Annotated in this window: 19 protein-coding genes and 3 pseudogenes; 13 read left to right on the forward strand and 9 right to left on the reverse strand. The window is 73.2% G+C overall.

Going from position 1 to position 21,017, the window contains the following annotated elements; all coding sequences use genetic code 11:
• From B9S58_RS03975 to B9S58_RS03995, 6 genes and pseudogenes are all read right to left on the reverse strand, one after another.
• A partial coding sequence (locus B9S58_RS03975; RefSeq protein WP_103530754.1) for a polyprenyl synthetase family protein occupies positions 1–889 on the reverse strand: 889 nt, incomplete at its 3' end.
• Positions 886–1,944 (reverse strand): tetratricopeptide repeat protein, encoded by a 1,059-nt coding sequence (locus B9S58_RS03980; protein WP_103530755.1) that lies wholly within the window; start codon positions 1,942–1,944, stop codon positions 886–888. The genes B9S58_RS03975 and B9S58_RS03980, both read right to left, overlap by 4 nt.
• Positions 1,945–2,241: 297 nt before the next feature.
• Entirely contained in the window at positions 2,242–2,457 is a 216-nt protein-coding gene (locus B9S58_RS38715; protein ID WP_258044181.1) for a hypothetical protein, read from the reverse strand.
• On the reverse strand, positions 2,375–2,605 hold the full coding sequence (locus B9S58_RS40140) for a VOC family protein (protein ID WP_374935653.1): 231 nt from the start codon (positions 2,603–2,605) through the stop codon (positions 2,375–2,377). Before B9S58_RS40140 ends, B9S58_RS38715 begins: the two co-directional genes overlap by 83 nt.
• Positions 2,606–2,722: 117 nt before the next feature.
• A complete protein-coding gene (locus B9S58_RS03990; protein ID WP_103530756.1) occupies positions 2,723–3,370 on the reverse strand; it encodes a TetR/AcrR family transcriptional regulator in 648 nt (215 codons plus the stop codon).
• 62 nt (positions 3,371–3,432) lie between these two features.
• Positions 3,433–4,349 (reverse strand): annotated as a pseudogene (locus B9S58_RS03995) (ABC transporter ATP-binding protein); the annotation flags it as partial.
• Between the two features lie 146 nt (positions 4,350–4,495).
• On the opposite strand from B9S58_RS03995, the gene B9S58_RS04000 reads away from it, so the two are divergent.
• The gene (locus tag B9S58_RS04000; protein WP_103530757.1) at positions 4,496–5,791 is read left to right on the forward strand and encodes an alpha/beta fold hydrolase; all 1,296 of its coding nucleotides are present in this window, start codon (positions 4,496–4,498) and stop codon (positions 5,789–5,791) included.
• Positions 5,792–5,853: 62 nt separating this feature from the next.
• On the opposite strand, the gene B9S58_RS04005 is transcribed toward B9S58_RS04000, so the two are convergent.
• Complete coding sequence (locus B9S58_RS04005) at positions 5,854–6,426, reverse strand: rhodanese-like domain-containing protein (RefSeq protein ID WP_103530758.1); 573 nt, start codon at positions 6,424–6,426, stop codon at positions 5,854–5,856.
• Between the two features lie 241 nt (positions 6,427–6,667).
• Between B9S58_RS04005 and B9S58_RS04010 the strand changes: the two genes are divergently transcribed.
• From B9S58_RS04010 to B9S58_RS04030, 5 genes are all read left to right on the forward strand, one after another.
• Positions 6,668–7,402, forward strand: coding sequence for a PIG-L deacetylase family protein (locus tag B9S58_RS04010; RefSeq protein ID WP_103530759.1), 735 nt, complete (start codon positions 6,668–6,670; stop codon positions 7,400–7,402).
• Positions 7,403–7,484: 82 nt separating this feature from the next.
• A complete protein-coding gene (locus tag B9S58_RS04015; RefSeq protein ID WP_103530760.1) occupies positions 7,485–8,084 on the forward strand; it encodes a helix-turn-helix domain-containing protein in 600 nt (199 codons plus the stop codon).
• A gap of 132 nt (positions 8,085–8,216) precedes the next feature.
• A complete protein-coding gene (locus B9S58_RS04020; RefSeq protein ID WP_103530761.1) occupies positions 8,217–9,182 on the forward strand; it encodes an NADPH:quinone oxidoreductase family protein in 966 nt (321 codons plus the stop codon).
• Positions 9,179–10,372 carry an acyl-CoA dehydrogenase family protein gene (locus B9S58_RS04025; RefSeq protein ID WP_103530762.1) on the forward strand — a complete coding sequence of 398 codons (1,194 nt, stop codon included), beginning with the start codon at positions 9,179–9,181 and terminating at the stop codon, positions 10,370–10,372. Before B9S58_RS04020 ends, B9S58_RS04025 begins: the two co-directional genes overlap by 4 nt.
• On the forward strand, positions 10,369–11,484 hold the full coding sequence (locus tag B9S58_RS04030) for an acyl-CoA dehydrogenase family protein (RefSeq protein ID WP_103530763.1): 1,116 nt from the start codon (positions 10,369–10,371) through the stop codon (positions 11,482–11,484). Before B9S58_RS04025 ends, B9S58_RS04030 begins: the two co-directional genes overlap by 4 nt.
• 256 nt (positions 11,485–11,740) lie before the next feature.
• Here B9S58_RS04030 and B9S58_RS04035 read toward each other — a convergent pair.
• A pseudogene (locus tag B9S58_RS04035) lies at positions 11,741–13,233 on the reverse strand (protein kinase).
• Positions 13,230–13,963 (reverse strand): annotated as a pseudogene (locus B9S58_RS04040) (FHA domain-containing protein). Before B9S58_RS04040 ends, B9S58_RS04035 begins: the two co-directional pseudogenes overlap by 4 nt.
• A gap of 497 nt (positions 13,964–14,460) precedes the next feature.
• On the opposite strand from B9S58_RS04040, the gene B9S58_RS04045 reads away from it, so the two are divergent.
• The 7 genes from B9S58_RS04045 to B9S58_RS04075 form a co-directional block, all read left to right on the forward strand.
• A complete protein-coding gene (locus B9S58_RS04045; RefSeq protein ID WP_103530764.1) occupies positions 14,461–16,077 on the forward strand; it encodes an ABC transporter substrate-binding protein in 1,617 nt (538 codons plus the stop codon).
• 23 nt (positions 16,078–16,100) lie between these two features.
• Positions 16,101–17,066, forward strand: coding sequence for an ABC transporter permease (locus B9S58_RS04050; RefSeq protein WP_103530765.1), 966 nt, complete (start codon positions 16,101–16,103; stop codon positions 17,064–17,066).
• Positions 17,059–17,916 (forward strand): ABC transporter permease, encoded by an 858-nt coding sequence (locus B9S58_RS04055; protein ID WP_103530766.1) that lies wholly within the window; start codon positions 17,059–17,061, stop codon positions 17,914–17,916. Before B9S58_RS04050 ends, B9S58_RS04055 begins: the two co-directional genes overlap by 8 nt.
• 77 nt (positions 17,917–17,993) lie before the next feature.
• Positions 17,994–18,923 (forward strand): ABC transporter ATP-binding protein, encoded by a 930-nt coding sequence (locus B9S58_RS04060; RefSeq protein ID WP_308457889.1) that lies wholly within the window; start codon positions 17,994–17,996, stop codon positions 18,921–18,923.
• A complete protein-coding gene (locus B9S58_RS04065) occupies positions 18,916–19,596 on the forward strand; it encodes an ABC transporter ATP-binding protein (RefSeq protein WP_103530768.1) in 681 nt (226 codons plus the stop codon). The genes B9S58_RS04060 and B9S58_RS04065 overlap by 8 nt, the downstream gene beginning before the upstream one ends.
• Positions 19,597–19,831: 235 nt before the next feature.
• A complete protein-coding gene (locus tag B9S58_RS04070; RefSeq protein ID WP_103530769.1) occupies positions 19,832–20,710 on the forward strand; it encodes a phosphatidylinositol-specific phospholipase C/glycerophosphodiester phosphodiesterase family protein in 879 nt (292 codons plus the stop codon).
• 117 nt (positions 20,711–20,827) lie between these two features.
• The coding region (locus B9S58_RS04075; RefSeq protein WP_103530770.1) for a hypothetical protein at positions 20,828–21,017 on the forward strand (190 nt) is incomplete at its 3' end.

A 21,017-nucleotide genomic window follows, 5' to 3' on the forward strand; every position in this document is an offset into this window, starting at 1 on the left:
CCGCACGGTGCGCCGCCCGGTCGTCGAGCGGTCCGGCGGAGGCGAGCAGCGCCTCCAGGCGCCGGGCGGCCGGGTGGTCGGCGGACAGGGCCGCGAGCACCGGGCAGGTCTTCTTGAGCCGCCGCAGATCGCTGTGCACCGGCTTGCCGGTCACCTGCGGATCGCCCCAGATCCCGAGCAGGTCGTCCACTGCCTGGAACGCCACCCCCACATGCCGCCCCGCCAGGTCCAGCGCCTCGACGGTGCCCGCCGGAGCACCCGCCAGCACCGCGCCCAGGGCGGCCGCGCAACCGAGCAGGGAGCCCGCCTTGAGGGCCGCCATCGACCGGTACTCGTGCGGCAGGACCGCCCCGGGCCCGGTCCACGGCCGGGACTCGAAGAGCAGGTCCTGCGCCTGACCGCGCACCAGATCGCCCAGCGCGCCCGCCAGCTGCCGCACCGCCGCGGGGCCACCCGGGCCCGGAGCCTCCGCCAGTGTGGAGACGGCCAGCGCGAACAGGGCGTCCCCCGCGAGGACCGCCGGACCGGTGCCGTACGCCTTCCAGAGCGTCGGCCGACGGCGACGGGTCTCGTCGCCGTCCATGATGTCGTCGTGGATCAGGGAGAAGGTGTGGATCAGCTCGACGGCGACCGCGCCGAGCACCGCGTCCGACCCGCTGCCGCCCGCGGCCTCCGCGCCGAGCACCGCGAGCGCCTGGCGGACCCCCTTGCCCTGCGACCCGGGCACCGGTTCGCCGCCGGTCCCGTTCCAGCCCAGCGTAAAGGCCGCCGTCTCCGCGTGCCAGGGGTGCAGCCGCCGCACCGAATCCACCAGGGCCGGGCGCACGAGCTCGCGGCACCGGTCCAGTATCTGCGGCGCACTCGCCCGGCGGGTCGTGGAGAGCGTCATCGGCGGTCGTCCCTCCCGCCCGCCACGGCCGGTGCCACGCCGAGTTCGGCGTACGCCTTCTCGACCATCTCGCGGGCGTTGAGCAGCCCGATCCGGCTGAGCCTGCCACGCAGTTCGTCGAGCTCGGTGGCGGTGGCGTCGCGGTCCCGGCCGAGCCTGGCCCGCGCCTTGACCAGGCCGAGCGAGGACAGCGCCTCGCCCCGCGGCTCGTCCATCGCGCGGAACTCGCCGAGCGCCTGCTCGTAGACCGTGCGGGCCTCCTCGTACCGCCCGGCGCGGAACAGTACGTTGGCCCGCATCTCGTGGTTGTACGCCAGGGCGCTGGAGAGCTTCATCTCGCGGCAGGTGACCTCGGCCTCGGAGAGCAGATCGAGTGCGTGCCCGGTCGCCCCGTCCCGGAGGGAAACGATGTCGGCGATGCCGCGCAGTGCCCAGGCCCGGCCCCGTCGGTCGTCCGCGTCGCCCGCCAGGACGGCCGCCTCCTCGAACATCTCCAGTGCGGTGTCCAGCGAACCGGTGTTGCGGTGGATCTGCGCGATGCCCTCCAGTGCCCAGACGGTGTGCCGGGCCTCTCCGCGGACGCGGGCCTCGGCCAGCAGCTGTTCGTGCAGCGTCGCGACGGTGGCGTAGTCGCCCTGGATCCGTCCGGTCTCGGCGAGCCCGGCCAGTGAGTAGCCGCGGGCGACCACGTCGCCGCCCTGCTTCCCCAGCTCGGCGGCGAGGCCGAGCAGCCGGAACGCGAGCCGCAGCGCCCCGCGTTGCCGCGCCAGCGTGCCGCCGCTCCACAGCGCCCAGGCCATCGCCCCGGTGTTCCCGGCCGCCCGCGCGGCCCGGTAGCTGGCCTTCCAGGCCCGGTCGGCCTCCGCCACCTGCCCGAGCCTGCGGTGCGCCTCGGCCACGGCGAGGCCCGAACGCGCCACCTCCTCCTGCGATCCGGAGAGCTCGGCCTCCCTCAGGTGGCGTACTCCCTCGGCCAGTACGTCGGTGAGGGAGGCGTTCACCGACATCTTGGTGAGAGCTCCCTGGTACTCGGGCGCCAGTGCCTTGGCCTGCATGGGTGCCTTCCGCGCGGTGCCGGGCCCGCGGCCGGGGCCACTATCCCCTCCGTGTATACATGAGGGGTATAGGCGGCCGGTCGCGCAGGCCCGGATCATGGGGGGCCGGCCGCCGCTGGTCGTACGCGGCGAACCGTCCTGTCATGGATCAAGGCGGCAGCCGGGCATGGAGGGTTGCTCGCGTGGCCCAGGTCGTTCAGCTTTCGCTTCCGATCCTGTTCCCGCGTCCGAAAGTGTGCCGAAAGCTCCTGCTCGCGCTGTACGCGTACGAGTGCCGGTACTCGCACGCTTCAAGCGCTACGCGGTGGTCGGCGGCTGGTGCAGGCCGAACGAGGAGCCCTGGTCGTCATGGCAGAGCCGGAAGCGCCCGAACCGGGCGGCCGACTCGTCGTCCTCCACCAGGTCCGCCTCGTCCACCGTGCCGCCCAGCTCACGGACCTTCGCCAGGGCGGCGCCCAGGTCGTCGACCCGGAAGAACACGTACGGCACGGTGCCGGGGTCGCCACCGTGCACCCCGCCCGGTGTCCCGGGGGGCCGTGATCGCGAACCCGCCGCCCGAGGGGCCCGGCTCGAAGGTCCAGCCGAACAGTTCGCCGTAGAAGACGCGCGCCCGGTCGGGGTCCTCCACGCCGAGCTCGAAGAAGGAGATCTCACCGGCCATCGCGGGTACCTGCCGTCCGTCCGGGGCGTACACGTGCACTGTCCCGTCTCTTCACCGTACGCGCGGCTCCCGCCGCACCGCGCTCCGGCGACGGTCCGGCCGCCCCGCGGGCCGCAGCTACGCCTTCCCCGTACGCCGCAGGCGGTGGCGCACCGCGCGTTGGGCGACCGGGCCGAGCTCGTCCAGCACGCCCGCCAGCTCGGCGAGCTGCTCCAGCGCCTCGAACGCCCGCACGGCCCCGTCCGGATCGACGCCCTCGTACATCTCCAGGCCCACGAACGACCCGGCCACGGCACGGGCGAGGCCCACCGGATCGGCGAACTCGCCCAGCGGCGAGTCCGCCAGGACCCGGACCAGTACCTTCTCGATCTCGGCGGTCCACAGGTCGAGGCCGGCCGCGGTCGCGGGCGCCAGCCGGGGCTGGGTCCGGGCCCCCGCGAGCAACTGGGCGAGGAAGGCGACATGGCCGCCGGTCCGTTCCTCCTCGTGCAGCTCGCGCCCGCACCGCACCAGCTCGGCGAGGGTGGTGACGGCGGCGAGCCGCTCGCGGTGGCGGGCCACCCGCTGCTCGGCCCCGTGCCGGCAGGCCGCCGCCAGCAGCTCGTCGACCGAGCCGAAGTGGTAGAAGACCAGCGCCTGGTTGACCCCGGCCGAAGCCGCCACCGCGCGGGCCGAGGCCTTCGCGATGCCCTGGTCGGCGAGCGTGCGCAGCGTGCCCTCCAGGAGCTTCGTCCGGGTGTCCGCCCCGGTCGCGCTCCCCGTCACGCCCGCGCCTCCTCACGGACCGGACGCAGTCCCGCCCGTACGCCGTGCCGCAGTGCGTCGACTTCCCCGGCCGGCCGCAGCGCTTCCGCCGACACCCAGCCGTGCAGCTCGCCCCCGCCGTTCAGCACCACCGCCCACCGGGCCCCCGCCGCCACCAGCCGGGCGGCCGCCTCCCGGGCGGGCTCCTCCAGCAGGGCCACCGGCGGCTCCTCCAGGTCCTCCGGCTCGATCGCGGTGACCGACAGCCGCTTCAGCCCCCGGTCGGAGCCCACGAACCGGGCCACATACGGCGTCGCCGGGGTGCCGAGTACGGCGGCCGGGGTGTCGAACTGCTCGATGCGCCCCTCCCCGTACACCGCGATCCGGTCGCCCATCCGCACCGCTTCCTCCATGTCGTGCGTCACCAGGAGGACCGTCTTGCGCACCCGCTGCTGCAGGGCCAGGAACTCGTTCTGCAGCCGCTCCCGCACCACCGGGTCCACCGCCCCGAACGGCTCGTCCATCAGCAGCACCGGCGGATCCGCCGCGAGCGCCCGCGCCACGCCCACCCGCTGGCGCTGGCCGCCGGAGAGCTGCGCCGGATAGCGCGAGCCATACGTCTTCGGGTCCAGGCCCACCAGGTCCAGCAGCTCCGCCGCCCGCTCCCGGGCCCGCGCGCGCTTCCAGCCGACCAGCGCCGGTACGGTCGCGGTGTTGTCCAGGACCGTGCGGTGCGGGAAGAGGCCCACCTGCTGGATCACATAGCCGATCCGGCGGCGCAGCTTCACCGGATCGATCCCGGCGATGTCCTCGCCGTCGACCAGGATCCGGCCCGAGGTCGGCTCGATCAGCCGGTTCACATCATCATCGTGGTCGTCCTGCCGCAGCCGGAGGGCCCCACCAGGGTCACCAGCTCGCCCTCCGCCACCTCGAAGGACAGCCCGTCGACCGCCGTCGTCCCGTCCGGATAGACCTTGCCGACCTCTTCGAACCGGATCATGTCTGCACGGTAGGAGTGACCCGGCCGCGACGTACACGGGCCGGGACCGTCCGGGGCACGGCCCCTCGGCCGTTCGCGGGGGAGGGCATGTGCTGAACTGGCCCTTTCGCCCGGATCAGCCCGCACCCCGGATTCAGGAGTTCCCCGTGAGCAGTTACCGGCAGCCCGGTGTCGTCCTCACCGACCGGCGCTTCACCGTGCCCCTCGACCACAGCGACCCCGGCGGCGAGCAGATCGAGGTCTACGGCCGGGAAGCGGTCGCCACCTCCCGGGCCGGTGAGGAACTGCCCTGGCTGGTCTACCTGGAGGGCGGCCCCGGCTTCGGCGCGCGCCGCCTCGTCGGCACGGAAGCCTGGTTCGGGCGTGCCCTGCGCGACTACCGGGTGCTCCTCCTCGACCAGCGCGGAACCGGACTGTCCACCCCGGCCAACCGGCAGACCCTCCCGCTGCGCGGCGGCCCGCGCGAACAGGCCGGCTACCTCGCGCACTTCCGCTCCGACTCCATCGTCCGCGACTGCGAACTGATCCGGCCGCAGCTCACCGGCGGAGCACCCTGGACGGTCCTGGGCCAGTCCTTCGGAGGCTTCTGCGCCGTCCGTTATCTCTCCGCCGCCCCGGAAGGGCTGCGGGCGGTCCTGATCACCGGCGGACTGCCCTCGCTGGACGCGCACGCGGACGACGTCTACCGGGCCGCGTACCCGCGGATCGAGCGGAAGGCCGCCGCCCACTACGCCCGCTACCCCCAGGACGTCGAGCGCGCCCGCGCCATCGCCGCCCACCTCGCCGAGCACCGGCCCGAGAGCGCCGGACACCGGCTGACACCCGAGGGCTTCCAGTCGCTCGGCATCATGCTCGGCTCCGGCAGCGGCAGCCACCAGCTCCACTACCTGCTGGAGAACGCCTTCGTCCACACCCCGCACGGCACCGAACTCTCCGACACCTTCCAGGAAGCGATGCGCACCGCCGCCTCCTATGCCGGACACCCGCTGTACGCCCTGCTGCACGAGGCCATCTACGGGCAGGGCGAGCGCGCCACGGCCTGGGCCGCCGACCGCGTACGGGCCGAGTTCCCGCGGTTCGACGCGGCGACGGCGCTGGCGGGCGACGGCCCGGTCCTCTTCACCGGCGAGACCGTCCACCCCTGGCACTTCGAGGTCGACCCGGCGCTGCGCCCGCTGCGCGAGACCGCCGAACTGCTCGCACAGCGCACCGACTGGCCCGTGCTGTACGACCCCGAGCGGCTCGCCGTCAACGAGGTCCCGGTCGCGGCGGCCGTCTACCACGACGACATGTACGTCGACACCGAGGACTCGCTGCGCACGGCGGCGGCGATCCGGGGGCTGCGGACCTGGGTGACGAACGAGTACGAGCACGACGGCTTGCGCGCGGGCGGGCCCCGCGTCCTGGACCGGCTGCTGGCGCTGGTGCGCGAAGAGGCCTGACCGGGCGGGCCTGTGCGCCCGCCCCGGGGCCGGCCGGTCGCGGACCGGCCGGCCCCGCCTGATCAGCGCTGGAGCTCCTCCAGCGTGGCGCCCAGGTCACCGGCGGCCCGCGGGGCCCGGTTGTACGGCAGCTTCGAGAGGACCGCGGCCATCCCGCAGGTGTTGCTGACCGCCGAGTACACCAGGCCCGTGCCGATGCCCGCGGACAGCCAGCGCGCCGCCGGGAAGCGGATGCCCGCCACCAGTCCCGCCACCACCAGGGACCCTGCCGCGAGCCGCACCTGACGTTCCATGGGCCACGTGGTGCGGGCGCCCTCGGGGCGGTCGAGGCCCCGGCCGTCACCCTCCCACGCCGAGGTGCCGCCGGTCAGCGTCACGGCCTCGATGTCCGCGCCCGCGAGGATCTCGCAGGCCCGAGTGGACCGGACCCCGGAAGCGCACACCACCAGCAGCGAACCGCGCGCGGAGGCGGACTTGAGCGCCGGCAGCGCGTCCGGCAGCTTGTCGAGCGGGATGTTCAGGGCGCCGGGGACATGCCCGGCGGCGTACTCGCCCGGAGCCCGCACGTCGACGACGGTGAACTCCTCCAGACGGGCAGCGGCCTGGGCGGGGGAGAGGGATGCGGGGCTGGGCACGGGCGGTTTTCCTTTCGTTCGCCGGGGCGGCGGGTGGGAGAAGAGCCTTCCCACCCGACCCGGACTGGCCGGGTCGGCCGTGTTCGCGGTGGTCGCCGGACTCCAGCGTCGCACGCCCGGCACCGCCATCGGCCTCCGGCCGGTCGGGCCCCTCACCCGGGCCAGACGTCCGACGTGTTCCCGAGTGCCCCGTGTGCCTGGACGGCCTGTCCGTACGGCCGTACATGGGTAGCCTGCCGATATGACGCCGCAGCGACTCGAACCCATGCCCGTCGACTGGCAGCGCGCCCTGGCCGTGGTCGCCCACCCCGACGACCTGGAGTACGGGGCGGCCGCCGCCGTGGCCGAGTGGACCGACGGCGGCCGCGAGGTCGTCTACCTCCTCGCCAGCCGCGGCGAGGCCGGGATCGACACCCTGCCGCCCGAGGAGTGCGCCCCGGTGCGCGAGCGGGAGCAGCGGGCGAGCGCAGCCGTCGTCGGCGTGCGGACCGTGGAGTTCCTGGACCACCGCGACGGGGTGATCGAATACGGCATCGGGCTGCGGCGCGACATCGCCGCGGCCATCCGCCGTCACCGCCCCGAGCTGGTGGTCACCCTCAACCACCGGGACACCTGGGGCGGGGTCGCCTGGAACACCCCCGACCACCGCGCGGTCGGGCGCGCCGCGCTGGACGCCGTCGCCGACGCGGGCAACCGCTGGATCTTCCCGGAACTCGGCGAGCGGGGACTCCGGCCGTGGGACGGGGTGCGCTGGACCGCGGTGGCGGGTACCGACCGGCCCACCCACGCGGTCGACGCGACGGCCGGCCTCGAACGCTCAGTCCGGTCGCTGCTGGAACACCGCACGTACATCGAGGCGCTGACCCAGGAGGATCCGGAGCGGTACTGCCGGACCTTCCTGGAGGGCATGGCGAAGGAGGCGGCCGAGCAGTTCGGCGGCCGGCCCGCGGTCACCTTCGAGGTCTTCGCCCACTGAGCCCCGGCGGCAGCCCCGGGCTCCGTGTCCCGACCGTCCCGACCGTATTGACAAATGGGCTTGCCGATTCTGCAATGGCCGCATGAAGGAACACGACCGGGACGACCCGGAACTGGAAACAGTCCTCTCCGGGGTCGGCCCCCGCCTGCGCCGGCTGCGCAAGGACCGGGGGGTCACCCTCGCCGCCCTCTCGGCAGCCACCGGCATATCCCTCTCCACGCTCTCCCGGCTGGAGTCCGGCGGCCGTCGCCCCAGCCTCGAACTGATACTGCCGATCGCCCGCGCCCACGAGGTGCCCCTCGACGACCTGGTGGGCGCGGCGCCGGTCGGCGACCCCCGGGTGCGGGCCAAGCCGATCGTGCGGCACGGCCGCACCATGCTGCCGCTGACCGCCCGGCCGGGCGGCCTCCAGGCGTACAAACTGATCCAGGAGCCCGGCAGCGGCGGCCCGCCGGAACAGCGCACCCACGAGGGGTACGAGTGGCTGTTCGTGCTCTCCGGGAAGCTGCGGCTGCTGCTGGCCGAACACGATCTGGTGCTGGAACCGGGAGAGGCCGCCGAGTTCGACACCCGGCTGCCGCACTGGTTCGGCCCGGCCGAGGACGAGACGGTGGAGTTCATCAGCCTGTTCGGCCCGCAGGGCGAGCGGATGCACGTGAGGGCGAAGCCGAAGCGCGGCTGAAGCCCAGGGGCCAGGTGCGGGCATGGCGCGAGGGTGTTCCCAGATAGGCAAGCGACCGCTTAGTATGCGGCGCAGCAGTGGTAATGCCGACCGCGGCAGCGGTTGATGCCGACAGCGTTGTGGAGGCCCCTCATGCAGGCATGGCGAGTACACCGGAACGGCGAGCCGGGCGAGGTGATGCGGCTGGAGGAGGCGGACCGGCCCACGCCCGGCGACGGGCAGGTGCTCGTCGAGGTCCGCGCGGCGAACATCAACTTCCCGGACGCCCTGCTCTGCCGGGGGCAGTACCAGGTACGGCCACCGCTGCCGTTCACCCCGGGGGTCGAGGTGTGCGGCACCACCGAGGACGGGCGGCGGGTCCTCGCCACCCCCGCCCTGCCCCACGGCGGCTTCGCCGGCCACGTGGTCGCGGACGAGGCGGCCCTGCTGCCCGCCCCCGACGCCCTGGACGACGCCGAAGCGGCTGCTCTGCACATCGGCTACCAGACCGGCTGGTTCGGCCTGCACCGCCGTGCCCGCCTCCAGCCCGGCGAGACCCTCCTCGTCCACGCGGCGGCCGGCGGTGTCGGCAGCGCGGCCGTCCAGCTCGGCAGGGCCGCGGGCGCGAAGGTCATCGGCGTCGTCGGCGGCCCGGAGAAGGCGGCCGTCGCCCAGGAGCTCGGCTGCGACCTGGTCATCGACCGGCGGAGCGAGGACATCGTCGCCGCGGTGAAGGAAGCCACCGGCGGGCGCGGCGCGGACGTCGTCTACGACCCGGTCGGCGGCGACGCGTACGCCAAGTCCGTCAAGTGCGTCGCCTTCGAGGGGCGCATCCTCGTCGTCGGCTTCGCCAGCGGAGTCATCCCCACCCCGGGCCTCAACCACGCCCTGGTGAAGAACTACTCCGTCGTCGGGCTGCACTGGGGCCTCTACAACACCAAGGACCCGGCGGCCATCCGCGCCTGCCACGACGAGCTGACCGCGCTCGCCGAACAGGGCATCGTCAAACCCCTGGTCAGTGAGCGTGTCGCGATGGCCCAAGCGGCCGACGCCGTCCAGCGCGTCGCCGACGGCACCAGCACCGGCCGCATCGTCGTCCTGCCCGGAGGCGCCCGATGAGCCCCGCAGTCGAAGCCGCCGAGGTCCGCCGCCGCACCCGCGAGCTGCTCGTGGCACACCCGCCCGCCACCACCGACCGCACCGACTTCCTGAAGGCACGCTTCGACGCCGGCCTCGCCTGGGTCCACTATCCGGTGGGCCTCGGTGGACTCGACGCGCCCCGCTCCCTCCAGCAGGTCGCCGAGGCCGAACTCGCCGCCGCCGACGCGCCCGACAACGACCCGCGCCGCATCGGCATCGGCCTGGGCATGGCCGCGCCCACCGTCCTCGGCTTCGGCACCGACGAGCAGAAGCGGCGCTTCCTGCGGCCGCTGTGGGTGGGGGAGGAGGTCTGGTGCCAGCTGTTCAGCGAACCCGGCGCCGGATCCGACCTCGCGGCCCTGGCCACCCGGGCCGTCCAGGACGGGACAGGCGACTGGATCGTCGACGGCCAGAAGGTCTGGACGTCCAGCGCCCACCTGGCCCGCTGGGCGATCCTCATCGCCCGCACCGACCCGGACCTGCCCAAGCACCAGGGCATCAGCTACTTCATCTGCGACATGACCGACCCGGGCGTCGAGGTCCGGCCACTGCGCCAGATCACCGGCGAGGCCGAGTTCAACGAGGTCTTCCTCACCGGCGTACGCATCCCCGACAGCCACCGCCTCGGTCCCGTCGGCGAGGGCTGGAAGGTCGCCCAGACCACCCTGATGAACGAGCGCGTCTCCATCGGCGGCTCCCGCATCCCCCGTGAGGGCGGCATGATCGGCCCGGTCTCGCGGACCTGGCGCGAACGCCCCGAACTGCGCACCCCCGACACCCACCAGCGCCTCCTGACCCTCTGGGTGGAGGCCGAGGTCGCCCGGCTGGCCGGCGAGCGGCTGCGCCAGCAGCTCGCCGCCGGACAGCCGGGGCCCGAGGGCTCGGGCATGAAGCTCGCCTTCGCCCGGCTCAACCAGGAGATCAGCGGCCTGGAAGTCGAACTGCTCGGCGACGAGGGTCTGTTGTACGGCGACTGGACCATGAGCCGTCCGGAGTTGGTCGACTTCACCGGGCGGGACGCCGGCTACCGCTACCTGCGCTCCAAGGGCAACTCCATCGAGGGCGGCACCAGCGAGGTCCTGCTGAACATCGTGGCCGAGCGCGTCCTCGGCCTGCCCTCCGAACCCCGCAACGACAAGGCCGTCGCCTGGAAGGACCTGAGCCGATGACCGTGCCCGCCCAGCCCCCCGCCACCCCCGACCTGCTCTACTCGCAGGACGAGGAGGACCTGCGCTCCGCCGTGCGCGCCCTCCTCGCCGACCGGGCCGACGCGCCGACGGTGATCGCCGCGACCGAGTCCGACACGCCGTACGACCCGGAGCTGTGGGCATCGCTCGCCGGCGGCATCGGCGCCGCCGGACTCCTCGTACCGGAGAAGCTCGGCGGCCAGGGCGCGTCCCACCGCGAGGCCGCCGTCGTCCTGGAGGAGCTGGGCCGCAGCGTCGCCCCCGCCCCGTACCTGACCAGCTCCGTCGTGGCGACCGAGACGCTGCTCGCGCTGGGCGGGCAGGACGGCCCGTCCGCCGCGCTCCTGCGCGACCTGGCCTCGGGCGCTCGTACGGCCGTGCTCGCCGTGTCCTTCGCGACTCAGCCCGCCGGGGCGGCGGCACTCGTTCCGCCGGGCGGGACGGTACGCGGCGTCGCCGACGCGGTGGTCGCCGACGTCCTACTGGTGCCGACCCTCGAGGGCCTGTACGCCGTCGAGGCCGCGGACCCCGGTGTCGCCGTGCGGCCCCTCGTCCCGCTCGACCTGACCCGGCCCCTGGCTGCCGTCACCCTGACCGGGGCGGCCGGAACCCTGCTCGCCGACGCGGACACGAGCGCCCGCGCCGTACGGCGCGGACTGCTCGCCGGAGCCGGACTGCTCGCCTCCGAGCAGCTCGGGATCGCCGAGTGGTGCCTTGCCGAGACCGTCCGGTACACCCGCGAACGCCACCAGTTCAACCGTCCCGTGGGGTCGTTCCAGTCGCTCAAGCACCGGATGGCGCAGCTCTGGCTGGAGATCGTCTCGGCCCGCGCCGCCGCCCGCAACGCCGCCGACGCGCTCGCCACCGGCAGCACCGACGCCCCGCTCGCCGTCGCGGTGGCTCAGGTGCACTGCTCGGGCGTCGCGGTCCACGCCGCCGAGGAGTGCGTCCAGCTGCACGGCGGGATCGGGATGACCTGGGAACACCCCGCGCACCTGTACCTGAAGCGGGCGAAGGCCGACTCGATCGCGTGCGGCTCGGCGGGCAGCTATCGTCAGTCCGTCGCGGAGCTGGTGGAGCTGCCGGCGCCGTAGGACCGCCGAGTCGCCCGAAACCGACGGCGACGGCGGCAGGCGCTGGAGGCGGGTTCTGCTCTGGCCTCGGCAGTGCCACGGTCAGATCCGCGGCGCCGAACGACCAGGGGCCCCGCCGGTACCGTACCGAGGGGCCCCAGACGCTACGTCAGGCTCAGCACTTGGTGGCCCACTTGTGGGAGCGGAGCTTGTAGGTGCCGGCCAGGTTGCCCTTCTTGCCCTTGGCAGTGCAGCCCTTGCGGGGCCTTGTAGCTGTTCACCAGCGGGTGAGGGTGTCGATGGCGGCCGTGAAGGAGGAGCAGTCGGAGATCAGTCGGTGGGATCGTGGGGCGTAGGTGCCGGCGAGGTTGCCCATGCTGTTGATGGAGGTGCAGCCGGTGCGCTGGACGGTGCGGCTGCGGTCGGCGTCGGCGGGGCGGAAGTCGAGGCCGCGGAAGTAGGCCACGCCCTTCAGGCGCCGCGCGGCCGCGATGTTGTTGTAGACGGAGCGGACCGGTTGGCTTCCGGCCCACGCGCAGTTCGCCTCGCCCGTCAGCCAGTCGGTGTCTTCGTCCTGCCAATCGCACATCTCGCCGTTGCCGTTGTGTTCGCTGAAGAAGCAGACAGAGTCCTCGGGGCAACGGTGGTAGCCGTAGGCGGCCTGCCCGTCCAGGGCGTTCGGGGCCTTCGAGGCCGCGGGTAGCGCCGCGTACACGGGTGTTCCGTCCTCATGGTTCACGTACGCGTACCCGGCGGCCGTCGTGCACGCTGTCGCCAGGAGAGTGCTCGCGAGAACCCCGGCCAGCACGGGGCGGCGGCGCCGTGAGCCCGCGCGGCGGCGGCGCCTGCGTACCGGACCCGCCCCGCCCGCGGCCTGTTCCACCCGCGGCAGGAGGGCCTCCGTATCGTGTGCGGTGGCCCGCTCCTCGTGGGTGCGGGCCAGGCAGTCGTAGACGATGTCCCGCCAGGGTTCGGGAAGTTCGGGCGACAAGCGCAGCTCCTGCGTGCCCTGCGCGTAGCGGGCCGCCGCGTCGCAGCGGGCATCGGGGGTGGCGCCGGGCAGGGGGTGGGTGCCGGTGAGGACGAGATGGGCCAGGACACCGAAGGCCCAGATGTCGGCGGTGGGCCGGATCAGAGTCCCGCGGGCGCTGGTCTCGGGCCAGAGGAGTTCCGGCGGGGTGTAGTCGCGGGTGGCGAAGGCCGGGGAGTATGCGTGGGTGCCCTCGAGTTCCGCACAGGTGCTGAAGTCAGCGAGGCGGGCCGTGCCGTCCTCCATCAACAGGACGTTCGCCGGCCTGAGGTCGGCGTGAACCCAACCCGCCTGGTGGAGCTGGTGCAGGCCCTCGCAGACCTGGGCGAGGACGAGAGAGCCGGAGGCGGGGCGCGGGGTGCGGTCCAGGACGGTGCTGAGGCAGTCCTCTGCCTGTTCCAGTTCGAGAACGGTGGCACCGTCGAGTTCCGGGTTGTCCGGGTCGTCGACGGTGAGCGTCTCGAGCATACGGATGAGGCGGGGCGCCCGCAGGCGGCTGAGGAGTGCGACCTCCCTCTCGGCCAGGTCGCGCAGATGGTGCACCTGGCGTGGTGTGCGGGTGCCGGTCGCCAGAACTTCAGCGCTGCCCAGGTCGGAAGCCCGTCGGCGGGCGTGAGGATACGGGCCGCGTAGACCGTGGCGAAAGCGCCGGACGCGATCGGCCGCCGGATCTCCCAGCGGCCGACCCGGTAGCCCTTGGGCACGGGGACGACGTGCGACGCCCCCTCGTGTCCCGTCACAGCGCCACCTCGCTGCCGGTGGGGGCTGCGAGAACAATCAGATCGTTTTCGCAGACCAGGTCGAAGCGCAGCGCGAGCGAGGCCAGGGACTCCTTCTTACCGCTGAGGCGCCGGCCCGTCCCGGCGGTGTCCGGTTCGGGACGGAGGCGGAGTTTGACGGCCAGGTAGTCCACGTTCCAGTAGACGGAGGACGGGTTGGCGGCGGGCCAGGTGGGGCGCAGCCGCTCGACAGCTCGTCGACCGTGGGCAGCGGGGCGTGCGGGGCACCCCGCAGCCGGGGCTCGCACAGGGCGGTCAGTACGGCGAAGTAGCGCTTCGTACGGTCCGGGGCGAATGCCGGGGCTGTGGCCGGGCCGTCACCGACGGCGCGGCGCCGGTAGCTGTGGCTCGGTGCCCAGACCTCGAAGCCGAGCAGGTCGTGGGCGGCCGGCAGGACCACTCGGGCGAACTCGAAGGGGATCGGGGAGTCCTGGCGGCCGGGGGCGATCTTGACGTGCTCGCCGGCTCCTTCCGGGTTCTCCACGACGTACGTCTGGCTGCTGCTGTCGTTGCTCAGGATCCGGAACGAGTGGTGTGCGGTGATCGTCCCGGCGGTCCGTGACACACCGGGGTGCGCGATGACGAGGTCGTTTTCCGCCGCCCGCCCGAAGGCGAGGCTCTGCCCCGGGGCGATCCTGAGCTGGCCGGCGGGCCCACTGCAGCCCGGCGGCACCACGATGATGCTGTGCACGGAGTGAAGAGCTTCCCTTGGACCCATGCGCGATGCGTGGGCGTCCATCCGATAGCGGGTAATTGTCGAACTCCGTGGATCATCGCCGGGAGCTCGAGCAGCCCTTGGCCATTGACCGAGGATCGTGCGTTCCTCGTCGGCGCGGCCTTGGGACGACGCGACGCGGTCGAGGAGTGCGGGAGGCAGGGTGGATCCCCCGTTCCGATCGGCGTCGGTGATCAGGTCGCGCCCGGTGGGCTGACGGCCGCGCCGCTTGTTGATCCCCAGGTCCCCCGCGACCTCGGGGACCGGTTCCCCGGTCTCGTCACGACGTGTACCGCCCTCTCACGGAACTCCGCCCGAAGTTCCGACGCTCTCCGCCGTCACGACCGACACCCCTGCTGTCGGCGACCTCACGTCACGAGGGGAATCTCGTCGCAGTGGTGCAGTGGAACACATGCTGTTTAATTGCACACGGTTCGTAATAACAGTCGATCTTGAACAGGGATGTGCAGAGTATGACGGCCCGATCGATACGGGTGGCGGTCGCCGCCACGCTGGTGACCGCCCTGTCCCTGACCTCGGCAGCCTGCTCGAATCCGGACAGCGCCCAGGGCGGATCCGGGCCGGGGTCCACCTCGGCCGTGGTCGGCATCGCCTATGAGCCCGACAGCCTGAGTCCGCTGCTCGGCTACGGCAAGGACGGCAACTCCAAGATCTTCGACGGGCTGCTCACCCTGGACGCGGACATGAAGCTCCGCCCCGCCCTCGCCGCCGAACTCCCCGAGGTCAGCGACGACGGCCTGACGTACACGTACAAGCTGCGCCAGGACGTGAAGTTCAGCGACGGCAAGGCGTTCGGCGCCAAGGACGTCGTCTTCACCTACCGCACCATCCTCGACGAGAAGACCAACAACGCCTCCCGCACCGAGCTGGACGCCGTCGGGGACGTCACGGCGAAGGGCGAGGACACGGTCGTCTTCACCCTCAAGTACCCCTACGCGCCGTTCGCCCAGCGGACCGTCCTGCCCATCGCCCCCGAGCACATCGCGGGCAAGCAGGACGTCAACACCGGGGACTTCACCACCCGCCCCATCGGCACCGGCCCCTACGTCCTCACCAAGTGGTCCAGGGGCGAGAAGCTCAGCTTCACCGCCAACCCTCACTACTGGGGCGGCGAACCGGAGGTGAAGAAGTTCACCATGGCGATCATCAAGGACGACGACGTGCGCGCCACCAGGCTGCGCTCCGGCGACCTCGACGGCGCGATCCTGCCGCCCAATCTCGCCAAGGGCTTCGCGGACGACCGGAGCAAGAAGACGTACGCCGCCACCACGTACGACTACCGCACGGTGACCCTCCCGACCCACAACAAGGTCGCCGGAGACACCGCCGTACGCCGCGCCCTCGATGTGGCGGTCGACCGCGCCACCATGGTCGACGCCATCCTCAACGGCGACGGCAAGCCCGCCTACGGGCCCGTCCCCACCGACAGCGAGTGGTTCGCGCAGGGCACCGAGCGCCCCCATGACCTCGCCGCCGCGAAGAAGATCCTGGACGAGGCCGGATGGAAGCCCGGCAAGGACGGCGTCCGGGTCAAGGACGGCGTGCGTGCCGCCTTCCCGCTCTGGTACCTCACCGGCGACAAGCTCCGCCAGGAGCACGCCCTCGCCTACGCCTCCGACGCCAAGAAAGCCGGCATCGCCATCACCGCCGAGGCCGGTACCTGGGAGGTCATCGAACCCCGGATGAAGCACGACGCCGTGCTCGCGGGCGGCGGCTCGCCCGCCGACCCCGACTTCGACCAGTACACCCTGCTGAAGTCCTCCCTCGCGGGCGACGGCTTCAACAACATGGCCTGGTACGACAACAAGGCTGTCGACGCCGCGATCGAAGCGGGCCGCAGGAGCGGTGACAAGGCCGAGCGCAAGAAGGCGTACGACACCGTCCAGCGTGAACTGGTGAAGAACCCGGGCTACACCTTCCTCACCCACATCGACCACCTCTACGTCGTCGACGACCGCTTCGGCCCCCTCACCACCCAGGTCGAGCCGCACGACCACGGGCTGGCCTCCGGCCCCTGGTGGAACGTCGAGAAGTGGTCGACCGAGGGCGCCGGAGGCTCGAAGAAGTGAGCCACCGCCTCCCCTGGGGGCCGATGGCGCGGATGGCGGGACGGCGGGTCCTGTTCGCCGTCCCCGTCCTCGGCGTCGTCACCTTCGGCGTCTTCGCCGTCGCCGCGGCGTCCCCCTTCGACCCGGTCAAGGCCTACGCGGGCACCGCCGGGCTCACCGCATCGCAGGAGAACCTCGACCAGCTGCGGGCCAACCTCGGCGTCGACCAGCCGCTCGTCGCCCGCTGGTGGGACTGGCTGACCTCCGCGTTCCAGGGCGATCTCGGGGACTCCAGCGTCATGCGCCAGCCGGTCGCCGACGTCATCGCCGAGCGCATGGGCTGGTCCGTCCTGCTCGCCGCCACCGCCTTCCTCGTCGCGATCCTGCTCGGCACCGGCCTCGGCGTCCTCGCCGCCCGCAGGCCCGGCGGCTGGCTCGACCGGTGCGTCAGCTCCGCCGCGTACACCCTGGAAGCCGCCCCCGCCTTCTGGCTCGGACTGCTCGCCATCTGGTTCTTCGCCCTGAAGCTGGACGTCCTCCCGGCCGGCGGGCTCACCGACGCCGCCAGCGACGCCGTCACCTTCGGCCAGGTCGCCTCCCACCTCGTGCTGCCCGCTGCCGTCCTCGGCGTCTCCCAGCTGCCGTGGTTCTTCCTGTACGTACGCCAGGGTGTCGCCGACGCCCTCGCCGAGGACCCGGTCCGCGGCGCCCGCGCCCGGGGCCTGAGCGAGCGCACCGTCCTCCTCGGCCACGCCCTGCGCTCCGGGATGCTGCCGATGCTCACCCTGATCGGCTCCCGCGTCCCCGAACTCATCACCGGCGCGCTGCTCGTCGAGACGGTCTTCAGCTGGCCCGGCATCGCCGCCGCCACCGTCGAGGCCGCCACCTCGGTGGACTTCTCCCTGCTCGCCGCGCTCACCGTGCTCGCCACCGCCGCCGTCCTGCTCGGCAACCTGCTCTCCGACCTCCTCTACGGACTCGCCGACCCCCGGGTGGCCTTCGATGGCTGAGACCACGCTCGCCCTCCCCGGCCGCACCACCCGCCGGGTCCGGATCATCACCTCGGCCACGATCGTCGTCACCGTCGCGCTCGCCGTCCTCGTCGTGCCGCCGCTGGCCCAGCTCGACCAGCAGGCCGTCGACCTGGCCAACAAGCTGGACCCGCCCTCCTGGGCGCACCCGTTCGGCACCGACGACGTCGGCCGCGACCTCCTGCTGCGCTGTGTCTACGGCCTGCGCGTATCACTGCTCGTCGGCCTGGTCGCGGCCCTCACCGCCACCGTCATCGGCACCGCGATCGGCGCGCTCGCCGGGGCGTTCGGCGGCTGGACGGACCGGGTCGTGATGCGCGTCGTGGACGCCCTGTCCTCCATCCCGCATCTGCTGCTCGGCATCTTCATCGTCGCGATGTTCCGGCCCGGCGTCTGGCCGGTGATCATCTCGGTCGCCCTGACGCACTGGATCTCCACCGCCCGGATCGTCCGCTCCGAGGTGCTCTCGCTGCGCTCGCGCCCCTTCATCGACGCGGCCGTCTCCGGCGGCGCCTCCCGCACCCGGGTCATCGTGCGGCACCTGCTGCCCGGCGTGCTCCCGCAGGCCGGTCTGGCGGCGGTGCTGATGGTGCCGCACGCCATGTGGCACGAGTCCGCGCTCTCCTTCCTCGGGCTCGGGCTCCCGGCCCATCAGGCGAGCCTCGGCAACCTCGTCCAGTCCGCGCGCGGTTCGCTGCTCGCCGGGGACTGGTGGCCCACCCTCTTCCCCGGCCTCTTCCTGATCATCCCGACCCTCGCGCTCGCGGGGCTCGCCGGAGCCTGGCGCGACCGGATCAATCCGCGCCGGAAATCGGAGCTGATGCTGTGACCCGCACTCATGAGCCGACCGCTTCGGGAGCCGATGCCCCCGTCCTCGATGCCCAGAACCTGTCCGTCCGCTTCCGGATGCGCGGCGGCCGGGACATCGCCGCCGTCACCGACGCCCGCTTCTCCGTCGCACCGGGGGAGTGCCTGGCCCTGGTCGGCGAGAGCGGCTGCGGCAAGTCCGTCCTGGCCTCCGCCCTGCTCGGACTGCTGCCCGCCAACGCGGCGACCACCGGCAGCGCTGTGCTCGGCGGGGACACGGACCTGCTCACCGCCGACGAGCGCACCCTCGCCCGCACGGTACGGGGACGGCGCATCGGCCTCGTACCGCAGAGTCCTGCCGCCCACCTCACCCCCGTGCGCACCGTCCGGGCCCAGCTGGAGGAGAGCCTGCGCGAGCTGACCGGGGTGCGGGGGAGCGACCTGCGCAAGGCCGCCGTGGTGGCGGCGGCCCGCGCCTCGTTCCCCGACGGCCACCTCGACCGCTACCCGCACGAGCTCTCCGGCGGCCTCGCCCAGCGCGCCGCGACCGCCCTCGCCCTGATCGGCGACGCCCTGCTGCTGCTTGCCGACGAACCGACCACCGGACTCGACCGGGACCTCGTCGAGCGGACGGTGGACGAACTGCGCCGCCATACCGACGAGGGCCGGGCGCTGCTGATCATCACCCACGACCTGGCCGCAGCCGAACGCATCGCCGACCGGGTCGCCGTCATGTACGCCGGCCGGATCGTCGAGATCGCCGACGCCGCCCCCTTCTTCGGCGCACCCGGCCCCCGCCACCCGTACGCCAAGGGTCTGCTGGACGCCCTGCCCGAGCGGGACTTCGCCCCGATCCCCGGCATGCCGCCGGAGCTGGGGGCGCTGCCCGACGGCTGTGCCTTCGCCGCCCGTTGCGCGTCCGCCGATGCCCGCTGCACCGGCGAGCAGCCGGCCTTCGAGGCGGACCTGGCCTGCCACCACGCGCTGACGGGCCGGACGCACCCCCTCAAGGAGGCCGCCGATGCTTGAGCTGACCCGGATCACCGCCGGATACGACCGCCGCGACCCCGTCGTCCGCGATGTCTCCCTGCACGTCGCGGCGGGCGAGGCAGTCGGGCTGCTGGGCCCCAGCGGCTGCGGCAAGTCCACCCTGGCCAAGGTCGCCGCCCTCCTGCACCGCCCGGACGCCGGAACCATGACCCTGGACGGCACGGTGATACGGGGCTGGCGGCACCGGGCCCCGCGCGAGCAGCGCACGGCCGTCGGCGTCGTCTTCCAGCAGCCCCGGCTCTCCGCCGACCCCCGGCTCGGCCTGCGGGAACTGATCGCCCAGCCGCTGCGGTCCACCGGACGCCGCCGGGACGTCCCCGGGCGGGTGGCGGAACTGGCCGCGCTGGTCGGCCTCTCCGCGGAGCTGCTGGAGCGCCGCCCGCACGCGGTGAGCGACGGCCAGCTCCAGCGGGCCTGCCTGGCACGGGCCCTGGTGCTGGAGCCCCGGCTGCTGATCTGCGACGAGATGACCGCGATGCTCGACGCGTCCACGACGGCGGCTCTGGTCGCCGTGGTCGAGCGCTACCGCTCCGAGTCCGGTGCGGCCCTGCTGGCCGTCGGCCACGACCGGGTGCTGCTGGAGCGCTGGTGCGACCGTACGGTCCGCTGGGGCGAGCGGGCCGCCGGAAGCGAGCCCGTCGCGGCCGGCTGAGCACCTTCCGCGCACGGGGGCTGCGAACAGCTAGGGGGAAGGGCCGGCCGCACGGGGAAGGGCCGACAGACAGGGAACGGCGGGCAGCCCGGGGATCGGCGAACAACGGGTGCGGCCCGGCCTGCCGACGGCGACGGTCCGGCCAACGCTTGGCAGGTACCTGACCGACGGCAGGATCCGCCCCCATACTCGACGCGACCGTCCACCCCACCCGTCCACCGCCCAGGGAGTCCCCGTGGCCCACCCCACCCGTCGCCGCGCGCTCACGGTCGCTTTGGCCACCGCCGCCGCGGGCGTCGCCGTCCCCACCGCGACGGCGGTCGCCGCACCCGCCCGCCCGCGCGGCCCGCGTCCCTTACGTCACGCCCACGCGCACAACGACTACCTGCACCCCAGGCCGCTGCACGACGCGCTCGCACATGGTTTCACCAGCGTCGAGGCGGATGTCTTCCTCGTCGGCGGGGAGCTGCTCGTCGCCCATGAGCCCGCCACTCTCGACCCGACCCGCACCCTCGCCTCGCTCTACCTGGACCCGCTCGCCGCCCTGGTCCGCGCGGGGCGCGGCGGCGTCCACCCGCGCCACGGTGCCCCGCTGCAACTCCTCATCGACATCAAGGCCGACGGCGTCGCCGCCTACCGGGAACTGGACCGGCAGCTGCGCCGCCACCACCGGATCCTCACCCGCTACAGCCACGGTCGCGTCCGCCCCGGCGCGGTCACCCCGGTGATCTCCGGCGACCGCGCCGCCCGCGTCCCCATGGAGGCGCAGCGCACCCGGTACGCGTTCTACGACGGCCGCCTCGACGACCTCGGCGCCGCGGCTCCCGCCTCGTTCGCCCCACTCGTCAGCGCCAACTGGACCCACAACTTCGGCTGGCTCGGCGCGGGCCCCTTCCCCCGGGCGGAGCGCGACCGGCTCCGCGCCCTCACCGCCGCCGCCCACCGCGAGGGCCGCCGCATCCGCTTCTGGGCCACGCCCGACCTGCCAGGACCCGAACGTGAAGCCGTCTGGTCCGAACTGCTCGCCGCCGGGGTCGACCACCTCAACACCGACGACCTGGCCGGACTCGAACGGTTTCTCCGTGCTCGCGGGAACGGCGCCCCGACCCCGTAACACTCCCCGGGCCGGAAGTACCCGTTCGGCGGACACGCCAGTGCGCCGAACAGCTCCTCCGCTGCGCCACACTGGCGGCCGAATGCCGCAAATCCGGCGCGGCGGAGGAGGTTGGCCATGGCTATTTCGATCTCACTGGTGCTGCTTCTGCTGATCCTGGCAGTGATCTTCCTGCGCAACGGCGGGCTGAAGGTCTCCCACGCACTGGTCTGTGCCTTGCTGGGCTTCTTCCTGGCCGGTACCAGCATGGCGCCGACCATCCACGACGGCGTCGGGGCCACCGCCGACCTGGTCAGCGGCCTCCACC

Source organism: Streptomyces sp. SM11 (assembly GCF_002910905.1).
Lineage (GTDB): Bacteria > Actinomycetota > Actinomycetes > Streptomycetales > Streptomycetaceae > Streptomyces.

Coding starts and splice junctions, on each gene's coding strand:
- B9S58_RS04025 (WP_103530762.1), top strand. CDS start 9,179: ATGAGCCCCGCAGTCGAAGCCGCCGAGGTCCGCCGCCGCACCCGCGAG.
- B9S58_RS04055 (WP_103530766.1), top strand. CDS start 17,059: ATGGCTGAGACCACGCTCGCCCTCCCCGGCCGCACCACCCGCCGGGTC.
- B9S58_RS03980 (WP_103530755.1), bottom strand. CDS start 1,944: ATGCAGGCCAAGGCACTGGCGCCCGAGTACCAGGGAGCTCTCACCAAG.
- B9S58_RS04015 (WP_103530760.1), top strand. CDS start 7,485: ATGAAGGAACACGACCGGGACGACCCGGAACTGGAAACAGTCCTCTCC.
- B9S58_RS04010 (WP_103530759.1), top strand. CDS start 6,668: ATGACGCCGCAGCGACTCGAACCCATGCCCGTCGACTGGCAGCGCGCC.
- B9S58_RS04050 (WP_103530765.1), top strand. CDS start 16,101: ATGGCGCGGATGGCGGGACGGCGGGTCCTGTTCGCCGTCCCCGTCCTC.
- B9S58_RS04030 (WP_103530763.1), top strand. CDS start 10,369: ATGACCGTGCCCGCCCAGCCCCCCGCCACCCCCGACCTGCTCTACTCG.
- B9S58_RS40140 (WP_374935653.1), bottom strand. CDS start 2,605: ATGGCCGGTGAGATCTCCTTCTTCGAGCTCGGCGTGGAGGACCCCGAC.
- B9S58_RS04045 (WP_103530764.1), top strand. CDS start 14,461: ATGACGGCCCGATCGATACGGGTGGCGGTCGCCGCCACGCTGGTGACC.
- B9S58_RS04060 (WP_308457889.1), top strand. CDS start 17,994: ATGCGCGGCGGCCGGGACATCGCCGCCGTCACCGACGCCCGCTTCTCC.
- B9S58_RS04020 (WP_103530761.1), top strand. CDS start 8,217: ATGCAGGCATGGCGAGTACACCGGAACGGCGAGCCGGGCGAGGTGATG.
- B9S58_RS04065 (WP_103530768.1), top strand. CDS start 18,916: ATGCTTGAGCTGACCCGGATCACCGCCGGATACGACCGCCGCGACCCC.